The 17,187-nt window shown below is 68.1% G+C and carries 16 protein-coding genes; 2 read left to right on the top strand and 14 right to left on the bottom strand.

Going from position 1 to position 17,187, the window contains the following annotated elements:
* Positions 1-143 precede the first annotated feature (143 nt).
* The 11 genes from pnp to rimP form a co-directional block, all read right to left on the bottom strand.
* Positions 144-2,294: a polyribonucleotide nucleotidyltransferase gene (gene pnp, locus K8940_RS00220; RefSeq protein ID WP_223392541.1), complete on the bottom strand. Its 2,151-nt coding sequence runs from the start codon at positions 2,292-2,294 to the stop codon at positions 144-146.
* A 243-nt stretch (positions 2,295-2,537) separates the two neighbouring features.
* Positions 2,538-2,807, bottom strand: coding sequence for a 30S ribosomal protein S15 (rpsO, locus tag K8940_RS00215; protein WP_096052942.1), 270 nt, complete (start codon positions 2,805-2,807; stop codon positions 2,538-2,540).
* Positions 2,808-2,821: 14 nt separating this feature from the next.
* Positions 2,822-3,754 (bottom strand): tRNA pseudouridine(55) synthase TruB, encoded by a 933-nt coding sequence (truB, locus tag K8940_RS00210; protein WP_223392540.1) that lies wholly within the window; start codon positions 3,752-3,754, stop codon positions 2,822-2,824.
* 3 nt (positions 3,755-3,757) lie between these two features.
* Entirely contained in the window at positions 3,758-4,207 is a 450-nt protein-coding gene (gene rbfA, locus K8940_RS00205) for a 30S ribosome-binding factor RbfA (protein WP_223392539.1), read from the bottom strand.
* 101 nt (positions 4,208-4,308) lie between these two features.
* Positions 4,309-5,097 carry a dienelactone hydrolase family protein gene (locus K8940_RS00200; protein ID WP_223392538.1) on the bottom strand — a complete coding sequence of 263 codons (789 nt, stop codon included), beginning with the start codon at positions 5,095-5,097 and terminating at the stop codon, positions 4,309-4,311.
* A gap of 56 nt (positions 5,098-5,153) precedes the next feature.
* Positions 5,154-5,717, bottom strand: a complete 564-nt coding sequence (locus K8940_RS00195) for a hypothetical protein (protein WP_223392537.1) — start codon at positions 5,715-5,717, stop codon at positions 5,154-5,156.
* On the bottom strand, positions 5,714-6,229 hold the full coding sequence (locus K8940_RS00190; RefSeq protein WP_223392536.1) for a DUF2939 domain-containing protein: 516 nt from the start codon (positions 6,227-6,229) through the stop codon (positions 5,714-5,716). Before K8940_RS00190 ends, K8940_RS00195 begins: the two co-directional genes overlap by 4 nt.
* A gap of 116 nt (positions 6,230-6,345) precedes the next feature.
* Positions 6,346-9,396 carry a translation initiation factor IF-2 gene (gene infB / locus K8940_RS00185; RefSeq protein WP_223392535.1) on the bottom strand — a complete coding sequence of 1,017 codons (3,051 nt, stop codon included), beginning with the start codon at positions 9,394-9,396 and terminating at the stop codon, positions 6,346-6,348.
* 202 nt (positions 9,397-9,598) lie between these two features.
* Positions 9,599-10,249, bottom strand: coding sequence for an RNA-binding protein (locus K8940_RS00180; protein WP_223392534.1), 651 nt, complete (start codon positions 10,247-10,249; stop codon positions 9,599-9,601).
* Positions 10,250-10,329: 80 nt separating this feature from the next.
* On the bottom strand, positions 10,330-12,030 hold the full coding sequence (gene nusA / locus K8940_RS00175) for a transcription termination factor NusA (RefSeq protein WP_223392533.1): 1,701 nt from the start codon (positions 12,028-12,030) through the stop codon (positions 10,330-10,332).
* 2 nt (positions 12,031-12,032) lie between these two features.
* Complete coding sequence (rimP, locus tag K8940_RS00170) at positions 12,033-12,608, bottom strand: ribosome maturation factor RimP (protein WP_223392532.1); 576 nt, start codon at positions 12,606-12,608, stop codon at positions 12,033-12,035.
* Positions 12,609-12,868: 260 nt separating this feature from the next.
* On the opposite strand from rimP, the gene ppa reads away from it, so the two are divergent.
* Positions 12,869-13,402, top strand: a complete 534-nt coding sequence (ppa, locus tag K8940_RS00165; protein ID WP_223392531.1) for an inorganic diphosphatase — start codon at positions 12,869-12,871, stop codon at positions 13,400-13,402.
* Between the two features lie 56 nt (positions 13,403-13,458).
* Here ppa and K8940_RS00160 read toward each other — a convergent pair whose 3' ends face one another.
* Positions 13,459-14,046 carry a LytTR family DNA-binding domain-containing protein gene (locus K8940_RS00160; protein WP_223392530.1) on the bottom strand — a complete coding sequence of 196 codons (588 nt, stop codon included), beginning with the start codon at positions 14,044-14,046 and terminating at the stop codon, positions 13,459-13,461.
* Between the two features lie 218 nt (positions 14,047-14,264).
* Here K8940_RS00160 and K8940_RS00155 point away from each other — a divergent pair, with 218 nt between their 5' ends.
* Entirely contained in the window at positions 14,265-15,170 is a 906-nt protein-coding gene (locus K8940_RS00155; RefSeq protein ID WP_223392529.1) for a LysR family transcriptional regulator, read from the top strand.
* Here the strand turns inward: K8940_RS00155 and trmB are convergent.
* Both trmB and metK read right to left on the bottom strand, forming a co-directional pair.
* The gene (trmB, locus tag K8940_RS00150; RefSeq protein ID WP_223392528.1) at positions 15,160-15,840 is read right to left on the bottom strand and encodes a tRNA (guanosine(46)-N7)-methyltransferase TrmB; all 681 of its coding nucleotides are present in this window, start codon (positions 15,838-15,840) and stop codon (positions 15,160-15,162) included. The two genes, K8940_RS00155 and trmB, sit on opposite strands and share 11 nt — an antisense overlap.
* A 90-nt stretch (positions 15,841-15,930) precedes the next feature.
* On the bottom strand, positions 15,931-17,154 hold the full coding sequence (metK, locus tag K8940_RS00145) for a methionine adenosyltransferase (protein WP_223392527.1): 1,224 nt from the start codon (positions 17,152-17,154) through the stop codon (positions 15,931-15,933).
* Between the last annotated feature and the right edge of the window lie 33 nt (positions 17,155-17,187).

Here is a 17,187-nt window from a genome sequence, read left to right as displayed (position 1 = left end):
CGCGGATATGGAAATGATTGAAACCTATTGTTTCCAATATTGCCCTTGAGACGGCGCGGCGGCAGGCTCCGCAAACGCAAAGCGGGCGGTCCCTTTCGGAACCGCCCGCTCGCTAACCTCTCACTTCGGAGAGCCGGTCACCCTCAGGTGTTGACGGCGTCTTCCGGAGCCAGTTCGGCCTTCTTCGACAGGTCTTCGCCGGTCTCTTGGTCGACGACCTTCATCGACAGCTTGGTCTTGCCGCGATCGTCGAAGCCCAGGAGCTTCACCTTGACGATCTGGCCTTCCTTCAGCACGTCCGACGGCTTGGCGACGCGTTCGTTGCTGATCTGGCTGACGTGGACGAGGCCGTCCTTGGCGCCGAAGAAGTTCACGAAGGCGCCGAAATCGACGACCTTCACGACCTTGCCGTCGTAGATCTTGCCCACTTCGGCTTCGTCGGTGATCGACTTGATCCAGTCGATCGCGGCCTTGATCTTGGCGCCGTCCGAGGCCGAGACCTTCACGGTGCCTTCGTCGTTGATGTCGACCTTGGCGCCGGTGGTGGCGACGATCTCACGGATCACCTTGCCGCCCGAACCGATCACTTCGCGGATCTTGTCGGTCGGGATGGTGATGGTCTCGATCTTCGGGGCGTAGTCGCCGACGTCTTCACGCGGGGCGTCCATGGCCTTGTTCATTTCGCCGAGGATGTGAGCGCGGCCTTCCTTCGCCTGAGCGAGGGCCTGCTCCATGATCGCGGGCGTGATGCCGGCGATCTTGATGTCCATCTGCAGCGAGGTCAGGCCTTCGCTGGTGCCGGCGACCTTGAAGTCCATGTCGCCCAGGTGATCTTCGTCACCCAGGATGTCCGACAGAACCGCGAAGCCGTCCTTTTCCAGGATCAGGCCCATGGCGATGCCCGAGACCGGACGGACCAGCGGCACGCCGGCGTCCATCATGGCCAGCGACGAACCGCAGACCGTGGCCATCGAGGACGAGCCGTTCGACTCGGTGATCTCGGAGACCAGGCGGATCGTGTAGGGGAAGTCTTCCTTGGCCGGCAGCATCGGGCGCAGGGCGCGCCAGGCCAGCTTGCCGTGGCCGATTTCGCGGCGGCCCGGGCTGCCCATACGGCCGGTTTCACCGACGCTGTAGGGAGGGAAGTTGTAGTGCAGCAGGAAGGATTCCTTGTAGGTGCCTTCCAGGGCGTCGATGAACTGCTCGTCGTCGCCGGTGCCCAGGGTGGCGACCACGATCGCCTGGGTCTCGCCGCGGGTGAACAGGGCCGAGCCGTGGGTGCGCGGCAGGATGCCGACTTCACCCAGGATCGGACGCACGGTGCGAACGTCGCGGCCGTCGATGCGCAGGCCGGTGTCCAGGATGCCGCGACGCACGACGTCGGCTTCCAGTTCCTTGAAGATCGCGCCCAGCTTCAGCGGGTCGTAACCGGCCGGGTTGGTGTCCGACAGGCCGAGGGCCGCGATGGCCTTCTTCTTGGCGGCGCCGATCGCTTCGTAGCGATCCTGCTTCTTGGTGATCTTGTAGCCAGCGGCGATGTCGGCGCCGACCAGGCCCTTCATCTCGGCCTTGATCGCGTCGGTGTCTTCCGGCTCGAACGCGAAGGGCTCCTTGGCGGCGTGCTCGGCCAGGTCGATGATCGCGTCGATCACGGCCTGCATTTCCTTGTGGGCGAAGTTGACGCCGCCCAGCACGATCTCTTCCGAGAGCTCCTGGATTTCCGATTCAACCATCATCACGGCGTCGGCGGTGCCGGCCACGACGAGGTCCATCTTGCTTTCCTTCAGCTCGTCGAGCGTCGGGTTCAGCACGTAGGCGCCGTCGACCCAGCCCACGCGGGCGGCGCCGATGGGGCCCATGAAGGGGGCGCCCGACAGGGTCAGGGCGGCCGAGGCGGCGACCATGCCCAGGATGTCGGGATCGTTCTCGAGGTCGTGCTGCAGCACGGTGACGACGACCTGGACTTCGTTCTTGAAGCCCTTGACGAATAGCGGGCGGATCGGACGGTCGATCAGGCGGGAGACCAGGGTCTCCTTTTCCGACGGACGGCCTTCACGCTTGAAGAAGCCGCCGGGGATCTTGCCGGCCGCGAAGGTCTTTTCCTGATAGTTGACCGTCAGCGGGAAGAAGTCCTGGCCCGGCTTCTGGGACTTGGCGAACACGGCGGTGGCCAGGACGACGGTTTCGCCCATGGTGGCCAGAACGGCGCCGTCGGCTTGACGGGCGATGCGACCGGTCTCGAGGACCAGCGTCTTGCCGCCCCACTCGATCGTCTTGCGCTTGATATCGAACATTTTTGCTTCTTTCGGTTCCGAAGGACCCATTTCCTTCAGGACGGACAGGGGCGGGCGGCCGAAGGGCGGTCCCGAGATTTCCTCATCCAGTTCGACAGGCGCCCGAAGATCGTGATCTCCGGCTTACGTGTCCGGATCACGCTTAGAGCGGATCCGCGACAACCTCGCGTTTCGGCCTGTCTCGAAACGAAGGTTGGAAAAACGTTCGGCCGCCCTACCGAAGCGGGGCGGCCGAATTGTGCCTTAGCGACGCAGACCCAGCTTTTCGATCAGGGACTGATAGCGGCCGGCGTCGGACTTCTTCAGGTGGTCGAGGAGCCGGCGACGCTGGGAAACCAGCTTCAGCAGGCCACGACGGCTGTGGTTGTCCTTCTTGTGCGTCTTGAAGTGCTCGGTCAGGTTCGAAATGCGTTCCGAGAGGATCGCGACCTGGACTTCAGCGCTGCCGGTGTCGCCAGTGGTGCGGGCGTGTTCGGCGATGAGCGCGGCCTTGCGCTCGATGGTGATCGACATCGGGTTGTCTCCGCTCAGGTGAGTTGGAAGACCCGCACCGGATTGAGCCGCCCGGCGCGCATCTCGCACAGGGCCACCAACCTGTCGCCGGACATGGCGGAAACGGTGCGATCGCCGGGCGGAAGCTCGGCTTTCAACGTTTCCACCTGACGCGGAAGCAGGACGATGGCGCGTCCCTGTGCAAGCCGGAAGGCGTCTTCATCGGTCACGGCCAACGCCGGGATGTCGTCCAGCGCGGTCTCGACCGGAAGCAATGCCTCCGACAGCCGGGCCTCATAGCTCAAATTCTCGAGAGTTTCCAGCGATATCGAGGTCGCCTCGGTAAACCCGCCCACCCGCGTCCGGCGCAGCTCGGCGACGTGGCCGCAGGTTCCCAGCGCCTTGGCCAGGTCGCGGACCACGGCCCGGACATAGGTGCCCTTGCCGCATTCCATCTCGAGGGTGACGTGGTCGGCGTCGGCCTGCGCCACGACCTTCAGGTCGTGGATGACGACCTTGCGGGTCGGCAGCTCGAACTCGACCCCGTCGCGGGCCAGGTCATAGGCGCGTTCACCATCGACCTTGATGGCCGAGAAGTTCGGCGGGACCTGATCGACCTCGCCGATGAAGGCGGGCAAGGCCGCCTCGACCTGCTCGCGGGTCGGCCGCACGTCCGAGGTTCCGGTCGTCTCGCCCTCGCGGTCCAGGGTGGTGGTGTCACGGCCCCAGGCGATGGTGAAGCGATAGGCCTTGTCGGCGTCCATCAGGAACGGAACGGTCTTGGTCGCCTCGCCCAGGGCGATCGGCAGGATCCCGGTCGCCAGCGGGTCCAGCGTGCCGGCATGGCCGCCCTTCTGGGCGTTGAACGCCCGGCGCACCCGGGAGACCGCCGTGGTCGAGGTCAGATCGTAGGGCTTGTCCAGGCACAGCCAGCCCGAAACCGCGTCGCCCTTCTTGCGGCGGGCCATGGCCTAGTCCTCGTCTTCTTCGTCGAGAACGTCGGACAGCCGGCGGGTGTCCTGCTGAACCTTCGGATCCAGGAACAGCTTGTCCATATAGGCGGCGGTCCCGAAGCTCTCGTCGTGGATGAACTTCAGGTCCGGCGTGAACTTCATGTCGATCGAGCGTCCCAGACGGCCGCGCAGGAACTTCGAGACCCGGTTCAGGCCCTTGATGATGTCCGTCGTGTCCTGGCCCGTCAGCCCCGCGCCCAGCGGCTCGACGAAGCAGATGGCGTGCTTCAGGTCGGGGCTCATCCGCACCTCGGAGACCGTGACCGAGACGTTGTGCAGCGCTTCGTCGGCCAGCTCCTCCTCGCGGAGGATCTCGACCAGGGCGTGGCGGATCAGTTCGCCGGCGCGGAGCTGGCGTTGCGAGGGGCCCGCCGGGGCGCCCTTCTTGTTGTCGGTATGGCGCTTCATGGCGCGGTCGTCCTTGCGGCCCGGCCGGCGGATCGAACGCCGGTGCGCGGGGAAAATCGGAAGGCGGGGTCTCTAGGCCTGTCGGAGGCGGAAGTCCAGCCTCAGGCCCCCACCCTCGCCTTGAAGAACGCGATCACCTTGTCGCGCGCCCTCATGCTGCCGCTGTCGGGGATCGAGCGGTGCAGGTGCAGGGTCAGCACCGAGTGCGGGGCCATCGGCTGGCCCGGGGCGGCGTCTTCGTCGGCCAGTTCCACCACCTCGACCTTGTCGCCGAACTCGGCCTTGAGGCGCGCGATGCGGGCGTCGGGCACCAGCTTGTCGGAGGAAAAGCGCAGGGCCAGCAGCGACAGGTCCTCGTCCTTGAACCGCCGCTGGGCGCAGGCCAGTTCCGAGGCCGAGCAGTCCAGGCCGCCGGGCCTGTTCAGCGGCAGCGAGGGTTGGGACAGCACCGGGGCCACCACGGCCGGCTCGGTCATCATCGCCAAGGCGAAGCCGCCGGTGAAGCACATGCCCACCGCCCCCACGCCCTTGCCGCCGCACTCGGCGTGAGCCTGGCGGGCCAGGGCCCGCAACCAGTCGACGATCGGGCTGGAACGGCCGTCCTTCAGGGCGACGAACTCCCGCCGCACGCAGACGTTCTTGAAGATCTCGCCGATCGCGTAGCCGCGCCCGACCGGCTTGCCCGGCTGGCCGAACAGGCTGGGGCAAAAGGCGGTCATACCGGCGTCCGCCAGATCGCGGGCGAAGGCCAGGACGCCTGGATGCAGGCCCGGGACCTCGTGGATGACGATCACCGCCGGACCGGACCCGATGCGGAACACCTCCCGCGTCCAGCGCCCGTCGTCGAATTCGAAACGCTCAAACCCCGCCAGAACGTCGCCGTCGGCCATGGTCGCCCCCCTCGTTTCGACAACGCTAGACCGGACCCGCGCCGCTGACGAGGGCGTCAGTTGGAGGTGTCGGGGTGCTGCGGACTGTCGGTCCAGTCGACCATCGGGTCGGGCGCGCGGTTCTTGGGCAGCCGCCACTCGCCGCGATACGAAAAGTCCAGCGTGCCGCAGAGCCGCGCCTTCCCAGCGCTCTTCGGGTCGTCGCCGAACGCCTGGATGCGCAGGTCGCGGCGGATGACGATGGTGCTGAACGACAGCCACAGGCGCGTCGAACCGGGGCAGAAGGCGCGCGCGTAGATCTTGCCCTGGGCGGCCTTGGCGTCGACCTCGAACAGCATGGCGTCGGCGTCAACGCCCTGCATGGCGCCCAGACCGCCGGGCCCGAGATCCTTCTGGCGGCCGTCCATCAGCCGCGCTTCGGCCGGCACGCCGGTGGCCAGCACCTTGATCGGCCGGCCCGCGCCCAGCATGCCCTGGTTGAACAGGATGGTCACGCCCGCGCCGGTCAGCCGCTTGGCGTCCGGCGAGATCGGGTCGTACGAGAACATCCGCGTCTCGGCCCCGGCGGTGTTCGCCGCCAGCAGGGCCAGGGCCGCGCCCCCGACAATGGCCGTCTTCATCGCTTGAAGTGCAGGTTCGCGGCTTGCGGGTCGAAGCCCGACAGGCGCCAGGTCGAGCCTTCCTGCGTGAAGGTCAGCATGCACGGCCCGTCCTTCCTGGCCGCGCAGACCCGGCCGTCGCCCACGGGCCGCAGGGTCGAGGCGATCGCCACCCGGCCCGGGATCGGCCGGTCGGGCGTGTAGCCGTAGTAGTTGGCGGCGGCGTGGAAGGTCTCGGGCCGGATCAGGGCCTCTCCCGCGACATCGGCGATCGGGCCGGCCGCGATGGCGGCCAGGGCCGAGAGGCCACTGTTCTGCCCGCCGCGCTGGCGGGCTTCGTCCACGAGCCGCGCCTCGATCTGCGCCTTCAGCGCCCGACGGTCGACATGGGCGTCGAACCGCGCCCGGTCGTTGTCGCGGATGGCGACCAGCAGGTCGTGCACGTCGCCGGCGGCGTCATAGCGGGTCGCGGTCGCGCAGGCGCTCAAGCTGGCGGCGACGGCGGTCAGAGCGAGAAGGGCCTTGATACGCATGGCGAATGGGTAGCCCCGGATTGGGGCGATTTCCAGTCTGGTCGTGTAACGCGAAAGACAAAGGGCGCGGACCTTTCGATCCGCGCCCCTGGCATTTTCGATCGCGAGGTCAGCCCTTAGTCGAGCTGACGCTTGATCTCTTCGACGGTGAAGCACTCGATCACGTCGCCGACCTTGATGTCCTGGAAGCCGGCGAACAGCATGCCGCATTCCTGGCCGACAGGGACTTCGTTGACCTCGTCCTTGAAGCGCTTGAGCGTCTGCAGGGTGCCCAGTTCCAGGACCACGATGTCCTGACGGACGATCCGGACCTTGGCGCCCTTGCGGACCACGCCTTCGGTGACCTTACAGCCGGCGACCTTGCCGATCTTCGAGATGTCGAAGGCCTGCAGGACCTCGGCGTTGCCGAGGAAGGTTTCGCGCTGGATCGGGGCCAGCATGCCCGAGAGCACGCCTTTGATGTCGTCCAGCAGGTCGTAGATGATCGCGTAGTAGCGGATCTCGACCCCTTCGCGTTCGGCCAGGGCTCGCGCCTGGGCCGAGGCCCGGACGTTGAAGCCGATGACCGGCGCGCCGGCGCCCTTGGCCAGCATGACGTCGCTTTCGCTGATCGCGCCGGCGCCCGACAGGATGATCCGCGCGCGGACCTCGTCGGTCGACATCTTGTCCAGCGAACCGATGATCGCCTCGGCCGAACCCTGCACGTCGGCCTTGATGACCAGCGGCAGTTCTTTCAGCTTCTTGTCCTGCAGCTTGGCCATCATGTCGGCCATCGAAGCGCCGGCGCCCACCGGGGCCAGCGTCTTCTCGCGCTTCAGGCGGATGCGGTACTCGGTCAGCTCGCGGGCGCGGGCCTCGCTCTCGACCACGGCGATCGCGTCGCCCGGCGAGGGTACGCCGTCCAGGCCGAGGATCTCGACCGGGGTGGCCGGACCGGCTTCGGTCAGCTGCTCGTTTCGCTCATTGAGCAGAGCGCGGACCTTGCCCCACTGGCTGCCGGCCACGACGATGTCGCCGCGCTTCAGCGTGCCGCGGTTGACCAGCACCGTCGAGACGGCGCCGCGACCCTTGTCCAGCTTGGCCTCGATCACCACGCCGTCGGCGGTGCGGTCGGGGTTGGCCTTCAGGTCGAGCACTTCGGCCTGCAGCAGGATGGCTTCCAGCAGGTCGTCCAGGCCCGTGCGGGCCTTGGCCGAGACCTCAATCAGCTGGGTGTCGCCACCCAGGCTCTCGACGACGATCTCGTGCTGCAGCAGCTCGTTGACCACGCGGGTCGAGTCCGAGCCCGGCTTGTCCATCTTGTTGACGGCGACGATGATCGGCACCTCGGCGGCCTTGGCGTGTTTGATCGCCTCGATCGTCTGGGGCATCACGCCGTCGTCGCCGGCCACGACCAGCACCACGATGTCAGTGATGTTGGCGCCGCGGGCGCGCATCGACGAGAACGCGGCGTGGCCGGGCGTGTCGAGGAACGTCACGCGCTGGCCGTCCTTCAGGCGAACCTGATAGGCGCCGATGTGCTGAGTGATGCCGCCGGCTTCGCCCGCCGCCACGTCGGTGGAGCGCAGGGCGTCGAGCAGGCTGGTCTTGCCGTGGTCGACGTGACCCATGATCGTCACGACCGGGGGTCGCGGCTCCATGTGATCGTCGATGTCCTCGGCGCCGATGAAGCCTTCTTCGACGTCGGCTTCCGACACGCGCTTGACGGTGTGGCCGAACTCGGTGGCCACCAGCTCGGCGGTGTCGTTGTCGATGACGTCGTTGATCTTCAGCATCACGCCCTGACGCATCAGGAACTTGATGATGTCCACGCCACGCACGGCCATCCGGTTGGACAGCTCCTGCACGGTGATGACGTCGGGGATGACCACTTCACGTGCGACACGGGCCTGTTCGGCCACGCCGCCGCGGCGCTTTTCCTTTTCGCGTTCGCGAGCCCGGCGGACCGAGGCGAGCGAGCGCATGCGGTCGGCGGAATCCCCGTCGCCGGCCACGGCCTGGATGGTCAGGCGCCCTTCGCGGCGTTGCGGCGCGCCCTTGACGCGCGACACGGCCTTGTTGGGGGCGGCGGCCTTGCGGCGATCGTCGTCCTCGTCCGGACGGCGGCTGACTTCGCCGCCGGGACGCGGCGCCGAACGCATGGCGCGCTGGATTTCGGGCGTGGCCGGAGCCGAAGCCGGGACACCGGGACGCGGGCCGCGCGGCGGACCGCCGGGACCACGCGGGCCGCCGGGCGCCGGGCGCGGGGCCAGGGCCGAGTAGCGGACGGTCTGCTGCGGGCGGTCGCCTTGCGGACGATCACCCTGCGGACGGTCGCCACGATAGCCGCCGCGGTCGCCCTGCGGACGGTCGCCATCGGGACGCGGGCCGCGCGGGCGGTCGCCTTCCGGTCGCGGCGCGCGCTGGCCGAAATTCGCGCCGGCGTCGGGACGCGGCGAACGCTGGTTGAACGGGCGATCCCCCTGCGGAGCCGGGCGATAGGTCGTCGTGGTCGGACGATCGTCGCGGCGCTCGCGGCTGGGCTCGTAGGTGCGGGTCTGGCCCGCGCTCGGCGCGGCGCGCGAGGCGTCCTGGCGGGGCGCGTCCTGACGCGCGTCGTGGCGCGGAGCCTCGACGCGGGGAGCGACCGGAGCCTGGGCCACGGGCTGGACCGGAGCGGCGGCGACGGGCGGCGGCGGCGGAGTCACCGGCGCGGCCGGCGTCGGCGCGGGGGCCGGCGCCTGGGCGGCGCGCTCGGCGGCGGCCTTGGCGGCCGCGTCGCGTTGAGCGGCTTCCTGGGCGGCGCGGGCGCGGGACTCGGCGGCGGCCTGGTCGGCCTGCTGGCGAGCCTGGGCTTCGCGCGCGGCGTCGACGACGCGTTGGCGAGCGCGCAGCTCTTCCTGCGAGAGACCGCCGGCCGAACCGCCGCCACCCGTCGGCGCGCCGCCTTGCGGCTGCGACGGACGGGGCGCCGGGGCGTCGTGACGACGCTCGGCCGAGGACGGCGCGGCGAGATTGCCGGTCGCGGGCGCATGCGGACGCGTGCGCTTGGTTTCGACCACCACCGTCTTGGTCCGGCCGTGGCTGAAGCTCTGCTTCACGACCCCCGCGCTCACCGAGCCTTGACGGGGCTTCAGGGTGATCGGAGCTCGTCCGCCGGGTCGGCCGTTTTCGTTCTCGTCGCTCATGCGCTCGCTTGTACTTCCGCCAGGCGGTACCTGGCTAAAAAACCGTCGTTCCATGTGAGAAAGGGGCCTGGACGTACCTCCAAAAAGGAAGCGCGTTTCCCGACCCTTCACTCACGAGCGCGACCCGAATAGCCGCGCCCGACCTCAAAGATTCTAGAGCTTTTCCATCGCACTGAAGCGGATCCAGTGGGATGCAAAAGCCCTAGCTCTCCTCACGTCCGTTCGCCGACCATTCGGGAGGCAAAAGCGGGCGAAAGCCTGACAAACGCTCGACATCCTGTGTCCAGCGATCGATGCCGCGCCCGGCGAGGAGAGCGGTGTGTATCACATTCTCCCCGCCCAAGGCCAAACCCAATTCGTCCGAATTGAATGCGCCCAGCAAACGGGGCGCTGTCGGGGCCTTTCGGGCGGCGGCTAAAATCTTGCGGCGACCATCCTCGGCGCCATCGGACGCCTCGATCAGCCAGGCGACCTTGCCCGTCCCCAGGGCGGCGACCACCTTTTCGTATCCCGAGATAATGCTCCCGGCCTTCCGCGCAAGGCCCAGGCTGTCCAGAACCCGCCGCGCCAGCAGGATCTCGACCTGGTCGGCCAGGTCCGGCGGCGCGGTCAGCTTGGTCTTGGCCGCCCGCGAGAACAGGCCCTTCTTGGAGGCCGTCACGACCGAGTCCCGATCGGCGCCAACCCAGATCCCCCGCCCCGGCAGCTTGCGCGCCAGGTCCGGAACCACCGACCCGTCCGGCCCCGCCACGAAGCGTATCAGGCGCGCCTCGTCCATCGCCTCGCCCAGGACGATGTCCTTGCGCAGGCGATTGGCTTCGGCGTGGGTCTTGGGCTCGGCGGGTTCGGTCATCAACTCTTCGGCTTGGGTCTAGTCGAACGAACGGCCCCGCGGATCGCTCCGCGAGGCCGTCACGCGTCGCTCAGAGGCCCTTAGGCTTCTTCTTCCGAGGCGGCTTCGTCCTGGACGTTCTCGTCGGCGACGACTTCGCCTTCGGTCTCGCCCTCGACTTCACCCTCGTATTCGCCTTCGGCCTCGTACTCGGCCTCCGGCTCGTATTCCGGCTCCGGCGGAGCCTCGACCCAGCCCATGGCGACACGGGCGCGCATGATCAGCGCCTCGGCGTCTTCCGGCGACAGGTTGAAGCTTTCCAGGATGCCCGGCTCGCGCACGCGCTCGCCGTTCTTGGTCTCGAACCAGCCGCGCATGTCGTCGGGCACCAGACCGGCCAGGTCCTCGACCGTCTTCACATCGCCTTCGCCCAGGGCGACGGCCATGGGCAGGGTCACGCCCTCGATGGCGAGGACTTCGTCCTGGACGCCCAGTTCCAGACGCTTGGCGTCCAGGGCGGCGGCTTCCTTGTCGAGGAATTCGCGGGCCCGGGCCTGCAGTTCCTCGGCGGTTTCCTCGTCGAAGCCCTCGATCGAGGCGATCTCGTGCGGCTCGACGAAAGCGACGTCTTCCACCGCGGCGAAGCCTTCGGTGACCAGCAGCTGGGCGATGACCTCGTCGACGTCCAGGGCTTCCTGGAACAGGGTGGTGCGCTCGGCGAACTCGCGCTGACGGCGCTCGCTCTCCTGGCTTTCGGTCATGATGTCGATCTGCCAGCCGGTCAGCTGCGAGGCCAGGCGGACGTTCTGGCCGCGACGGCCGATGGCCAGCGACAGCTGCTCGTCCGGCACCACGACTTCGACGCGCTCGTCTTCCTCGTCCATGACGACCTTGGAGACTTCGGCCGGGGCCAGGGCGTTGACGATGAAGGTGGCTTCGTCTTCCGACCACTGGATGATGTCGATCTTCTCGCCCTGCAGCTCGGCCACGACCGCCTGCACGCGCGAGCCGCGCATGCCGACGCAGGCGCCGACGGGATCGATCGAGCTGTCGTTCGAGATAACGGCCATCTTGGCGCGCGAACCCGGGTCGCGGGCCACGGCGCGGATCTCGATGACGCCGTCGTAGACTTCCGGCACTTCCTGGGCGAACAGCTTGGCCATGAAGCCGCCGTGCGCGCGGCTCAGCATGATCTGCGGGCCCTTGGTCTCGCGACGGACGTCGTAGATGTAGCCGCGGATGCGGTCGCCGACGTTGAAGTTCTCGCGCGGGATCGACTGGTCGCGGCGCATGATGCCTTCGCCGCGGCCCAGATCGACGATGACGTTGCCGTATTCGACGCGCTTGACGCTGCCGTTGACGATCTCGCCGACGCGATCCTTGTACTCGTCGTACTGACGCTCGCGCTCGGCCTCGCGGACCTTATGCATGACGACCTGGCGGGCCATCTGGGTCTGGACGCGGCCGATCTCGAACGGCGGCAGGGCCTCTTCGTAGACCTTGCCGACCTCGGCGTCGCGCCAGCTGCGCTTGGCGATCGAAAGCTGGACCTTGCCGATCTCGCCTTCCAGTTCGGCGTCGTCCGAAACGACCTCGATCACGCGCTTCTGCGTCGTCTCGCCGGTGCGCGGGTCGATCTTGACGCGAATGTCGTGCTCGGCGCCGTAGCGGGCGCGGGCGGCCTTCTGCAGCGCGTCCTCGATGGCCTCGATGACGACTTCCTTCTCGATGCCCTTTTCACGGGCGACCGCGTCGGCGATCTGCAGGAGTTCAAGCCGGTTGGCGGCGATGCCGATGGCCATGGTCAGTCCTCTTCACTTTCGGACAGGTCTTCGTTGTCGGATTTGATGCGGGCGGCGCGCTGTTCGGCGCCCCGCTTCATCAGGGTGTCGGTCATGACGAGCTTGGCGTCGATGATCCAGGCGAAGGGGAAGTAGACGGTGACGTCGTCCTCGCCCTCGATGTTCAGGCCCACCTGGTCGTCCTCGACCCCGGCCAGCTCGCCCTTGAAACGCTTGCGGCCCTCGGCCACGCGGTCCAGCTCGATGCGGGCCTCGAGACCCGCATAGTCCTCGAAGTCCTTCAGGCGGGTCAGCGGACGGTCGATGCCGGGGCTGGAGACTTCCAGCGTGTACTCGCCGGTGATCGGGTCGGCGGCGTCCAGGATCTCGGACACGCCGCGCGACAAACGGGCGCAGTCCTCGACGTTCATGTCGCCGCCGCTGCCGTCTTCCTGCAGCGGATGCTCGGCCATGATCTGCAGGCGACGCTGCTCGGCGCCGCCCATCAGGCGCAGGCGGACGATCTCGTAGCCGAGGGCCTCGGCGACGGGATCGAGCATCTCGATCAGGTCTCGGTCTTCCTGCGTCTTACCGCGCACGTGCTTCTCAACTCGATGCGGCCAGCCAGGGCGACTCCCCGTTCGGCCAAACAAAAAGCGGCAGCCTTTCGGGCCGCCGCTCGAAAGCGCCATCTAGCGCTAACGGACGATGTGGGATGGTTTATAGGCGAATGGACCATGGTTGTCGACTCGAACTCGGGAAATCTCCCAAGTCCTGCTTCCGCGCCGCAGCAATTTTGGCCTATAAGCCAGCCCGCGCAGGCCGCCTCCCCGCGGACCTCATAAGATGAAGAGTCACAATGGACCTCTCAAAGATCCCGACCGGCCTGAACCCGCCCTACGATCTGAACGCCATCATCGAGATCCCGCAGGGCGGTGAGCCGGTGAAATACGAGATCGACAAGGAAAGCGGCGCCCTGATGGTCGATCGCTTCCTGCACACGGCGATGTTCTATCCGGCCAACTACGGCTTCATCCCGCACACCCTGGCCGACGATGGCGACCCGGCCGACATCATGGTCGTGGGCCCGACCCCGGTGGTGCCGGGCGCGATCATCCGCTGCCGCCCGATCGGCACCCTGATGATGGTCGACGAGGCCGGCTCGGACGAGAAGATCCTGGCCGTGCCGGTCGACAAGCTGCACCCGTTCTACACGGGCGTGTCCAGCTGGCGCGACCTGCCGACCATCCTGACCGAGCAGATCGCCCACTTCTTCCAGCACTACAAGGACCTGGAAAAGGGCAAGTCGACCAAGATCAGCGGCTGGGCCGACATCGAGGAGACCGCCGACATCATCCGTACGGCGATCAAGCGCTACAACGAGACGTACTAGACGACGCTCATGGCCAGGATCGATCCGACGCTTCGGATCGTCCTGGCCGACCCGCGTCACGCCGCGATGACGCCCGGGCAGGCCGGAGCCGCGTCGCGCGCCCCCAGGCTGAGCCGCGCCTGCACCGCCTTCACGTAGCTGGGCCCCACCGGCACCGCGACGCCGTCGCGCAGCACCAGCGAGATCAGTCCCCGGCCCGGACGATTGACCGCCTCGACCCGGTCGGGATTGACGAAGGCCGAGCGGTGCACGCGCAGCATCCGGCGGGGATTCAGCTCCCGCTCCAGCGCATTCATGGTGACCCGGTGGATGTGTCGGCGCGTGGCCGTGTGCAGCAGGACATAGTCCCGGTCCGCCTCGATCCAGTCGATCTCGTTCAGCGCCACCCGCACCTGGCCGTGGCGGCTGGCGACCCAGATGCCGTCGAGGTCATCGTCGCGGCCGGGCGCGAGGTCCGCGGGGGCCAGGGTCAGGATCATCGGGGCGCGCAGGTCGGCCAGCAGGATCGCCAGGCCCCGCTGATGGGCGACGTCCGCCAGGCCATGCCCCGCCATCAGCCGCGAAAGGGCGTCGCGCAGGTCCCGGTAGACCGGGTCCCGCAGGTCGTGGGCGGCGACCGGGTTGAGGAACGGAGCGGAAGACATGGGATCTCCTTTCGGCGCTCGCCTGAGAGCGTCGACGGCGGGGTTGATGGGCGGCCTGGATCGCAGCGCGCCCGACCGACGGACAGGACGCCGAACCGATGATTGCCTGATGAAACGCCGATCACGGCGCGCAACGGGGCGTCCGGATAGAGCCTGGGGCGTGAACTCGGCAATCAGCGTTCTTGCAACGCCGCTATGCGAAACCGCATAATGGCCGGATGTTCGACTGGAACGATCTGCGCCATTTCCTGGCCACGGCTCGAGCCGGCAGCACGCTGGGCGCCTCGCGCGGCCTGGGCGTCAATCAGAGCACCGTGGCCCGGAGGCTCGACGCCCTGGAGGCGGCCTGCGGGGCCAAGCTGTTCGAGCGCGATCGCAACGGCGCGAGCCTGACCGCCCTCGGCGCCGACCTGCTGCCCCACGCCGAGGCCATGGAGAAGGCCGCGGAAAGCCTGGAGCATCGGCTGAACGCCCATCACCGCGGCATGGCGGGCGTGGTGCGGCTGACCTGCTCGGAGCTGATGGCCACGATCGGCGTGATCCCTGCCATGGGCGATTTCCGCCGGCTCTATCCGGAGATCCGCGTGGAGCTGGCCCTGGCCGACGCCTTCCTCGACCTCGAGAAGGGCGAGGCCGACGTGGCGATACGGGCGTCGTTCGCCCTGCCGTCATCGAACCTGATCGCCCGCAAGATCCGCGAGGAAAGCTGGGCGCTGTACTGCAGCCACGCCTACGCCCAGGCGCACGGCGCGCCCACGCGGGAGAGCGACCTGAGCCGCCACGCGATCATCGGAAGCGAGGGCGCCATGGAGAACCTGCCGCCCACCGCCTGGCTCCGGGAAAAGGCCGGGCCCGACGCGGCCCCGGCCATCCGGTGCAGCACGCTGCACAACGTGCTGAGCGCCGTCCTGGCCGATCTGGGCGTCGCGGCGCTGCCCAACGCCCTGGGCGGCCGCTATCCCGAACTGCGCTACTGCCTGCCGATCCCGCACAACGGCGGCGTCTGGGTGATGACGACGGCCGAGCTGCGCAACACGCCGCGCATCCGGGCCTTCATCGACTTCATCGCGCCCCATCTGGCGGCCATGGCGCGCCCGGCGCCCGCCAGCGCGCCTACGCCCTGACGAAATCCAGGAACACCGGGGCGCAGTCGCCCAGCTTCTTTTCCTCATAGCGTGTGGTGACGTGGTCGGCCGGGATCGCGTTGCGGTCGGCGGCCGCGTCGGCGAAGCGGAAGTTCGGGTCGGCCAGCACCCGCTCGGTCGTCCACTCGGCGTAGTCGGCCCAGTCGGTGGCGAAGCGCAGGGCCGCGCCCGGCTTCATGACCCGGGCCAGCCTGGCGACGAACACCGGCTGGATCAGGCGTCGCTTGTTGTGGCGGGCCTTGTGCCAGGGGTCGGGGAACATGATGAACACCCGGTCCAGGCACGCGTCGGGCAGCCAGTCGACGACGTCACGGGCGTCGCCCTCGTGGATGCGGACGTTCTTCAGCGCCTGCTCCTCGACATGGCGGACGGCGCTGGCGACGCCGTTCACGAACGGCTCGGCGCCGATCACCAACGTCTCGGGCGCGCGGCCAGCCTGGGCGGCCATGTGCTCGCCGCCGCCGAAACCGATCTCCAGCCACACGGCCTTGGCCCCGGGCATCAGGTCCAGCGGCTGGAACGGGCCGTTGGGAACCGCGATCTCGGGCAGCAGGGTGTCGAGCAGGGCCTGCTGGCGCGGCTTCACCGGGCGCGACTTCAGACGGCCGAACGAGCGCAGCGGCCCGTGAGGTTGTTGCGGGTTGGTCATGGGGCGGCGTCTTAGAGCGTCGAGCAGGAAATGAAAACGGGCTCCGACCCGCAAGGATCGGAGCCCGCCTCGAAGTTCGGGGCGTGAAGCTTACGCCAGGCCCTTCAGCTCGCTGACCAGGTCGGTCTTTTCCCACGAGAAGCCGCCCTCGTTGTCCGGCGTGCGGCCGAAGTGGCCGTAGGCGGCGGTGCGGGCGTAGATCGGGCGGTTCAGCTGCAGGTGCTCGCGGATCGAGCGCGGGGTGGCGCCGCCGATCAGCTGCGGCAGGATCTTTTCCAGCACGGCCGGATCGACCTTGCCCGTACGGTGCAGGTCGACGTGGAACGAGACCGGCTGGGCCACGCCGATGGCGTAGGCGATCTGGATGGTGCAGCGGTCGGCCAAGCCCGCGGCCACGACGTTCTTGGCCAGGTAGCGGCAGGCATAGGCGGCCGAGCGGTCGACCTTGGTCGGATCCTTGCCCGAGAACGCGCCGCCGCCGTGCGGCGAAGCGCCGCCATAGGTGTCGACGATGATCTTGCGGCCGGTCACGCCGGCGTCGCCGTCCGGGCCGCCGATCTCGAAGCGGCCGGTCGGGTTGACCAGCCACTGGGTCTTCTTGGTGATCAGGCCGTCCGGGAACACCGGCAGGATGTGCGGCTTGATCAGGTCCAGCACGCGCTTGGAAGTCGCGGCCTTGCCGTCGATCTTCTTCTTGTGCTGGTGGCTCACGACGATCGAGACGACGCGGACCGGACGGCCGTTACCGTCGTATTCCAGGGTCACCTGGCTCTTGGCGTCGGGCTCCAGCTCGGACAGCTCGCCCGAATGGCGCAGCTCGGCCAGGCGCTTCAGGACGTTGTGGCTGTACTGCAGGGTGGCCGGCATCAGTTCCGGGGTCTCGGTGCTGGCGTAGCCGAACATGATGCCCTGGTCGCCGGCGCCCTCGTCCTTCTTGTCGGTGGCGTCCACACCCTGGGCGATGTGCGCCGACTGGCCGTGCAGGTAGTTCGAGTACTTCGCCTTCTGCCAGTGGAAGCCCTTCTGCTCGTAGCCGATGTCCTTGATCGCCGCGCGAACCTTGGGCTCCAGCGAGGCGATGATGTCCTTGGTGAGCTGCTTGTTGGCCTTCTTGTCGCCGTCCGGCTTGCCGGCGCGAACCTCGCCGGCCAGCACGACGCGGTTGGTCGTGACCAGGGTCTCGCAGGCGACGCGCGCCTCGGGATCGACCGACAGGAAGGCGTCGACGACGGTGTCGCTGATGCGGTCGGCGACCTTGTCGGGATGGCCCTCGGAGACGCTCTCGCTGGTGAAAATGTAGGACGAACGGTTCAAGAGACAGCTCCGGCCTTGAGGATGCGCGCGGGC

This window comes from Caulobacter segnis (assembly GCF_019931575.1).
Classification (GTDB): domain Bacteria; phylum Pseudomonadota; class Alphaproteobacteria; order Caulobacterales; family Caulobacteraceae; genus Caulobacter; species Caulobacter segnis_C.
The sequence above is the reverse complement of the archived record's forward strand: the minus strand, read 5'-3'. Positions and strand labels throughout refer to the sequence as shown.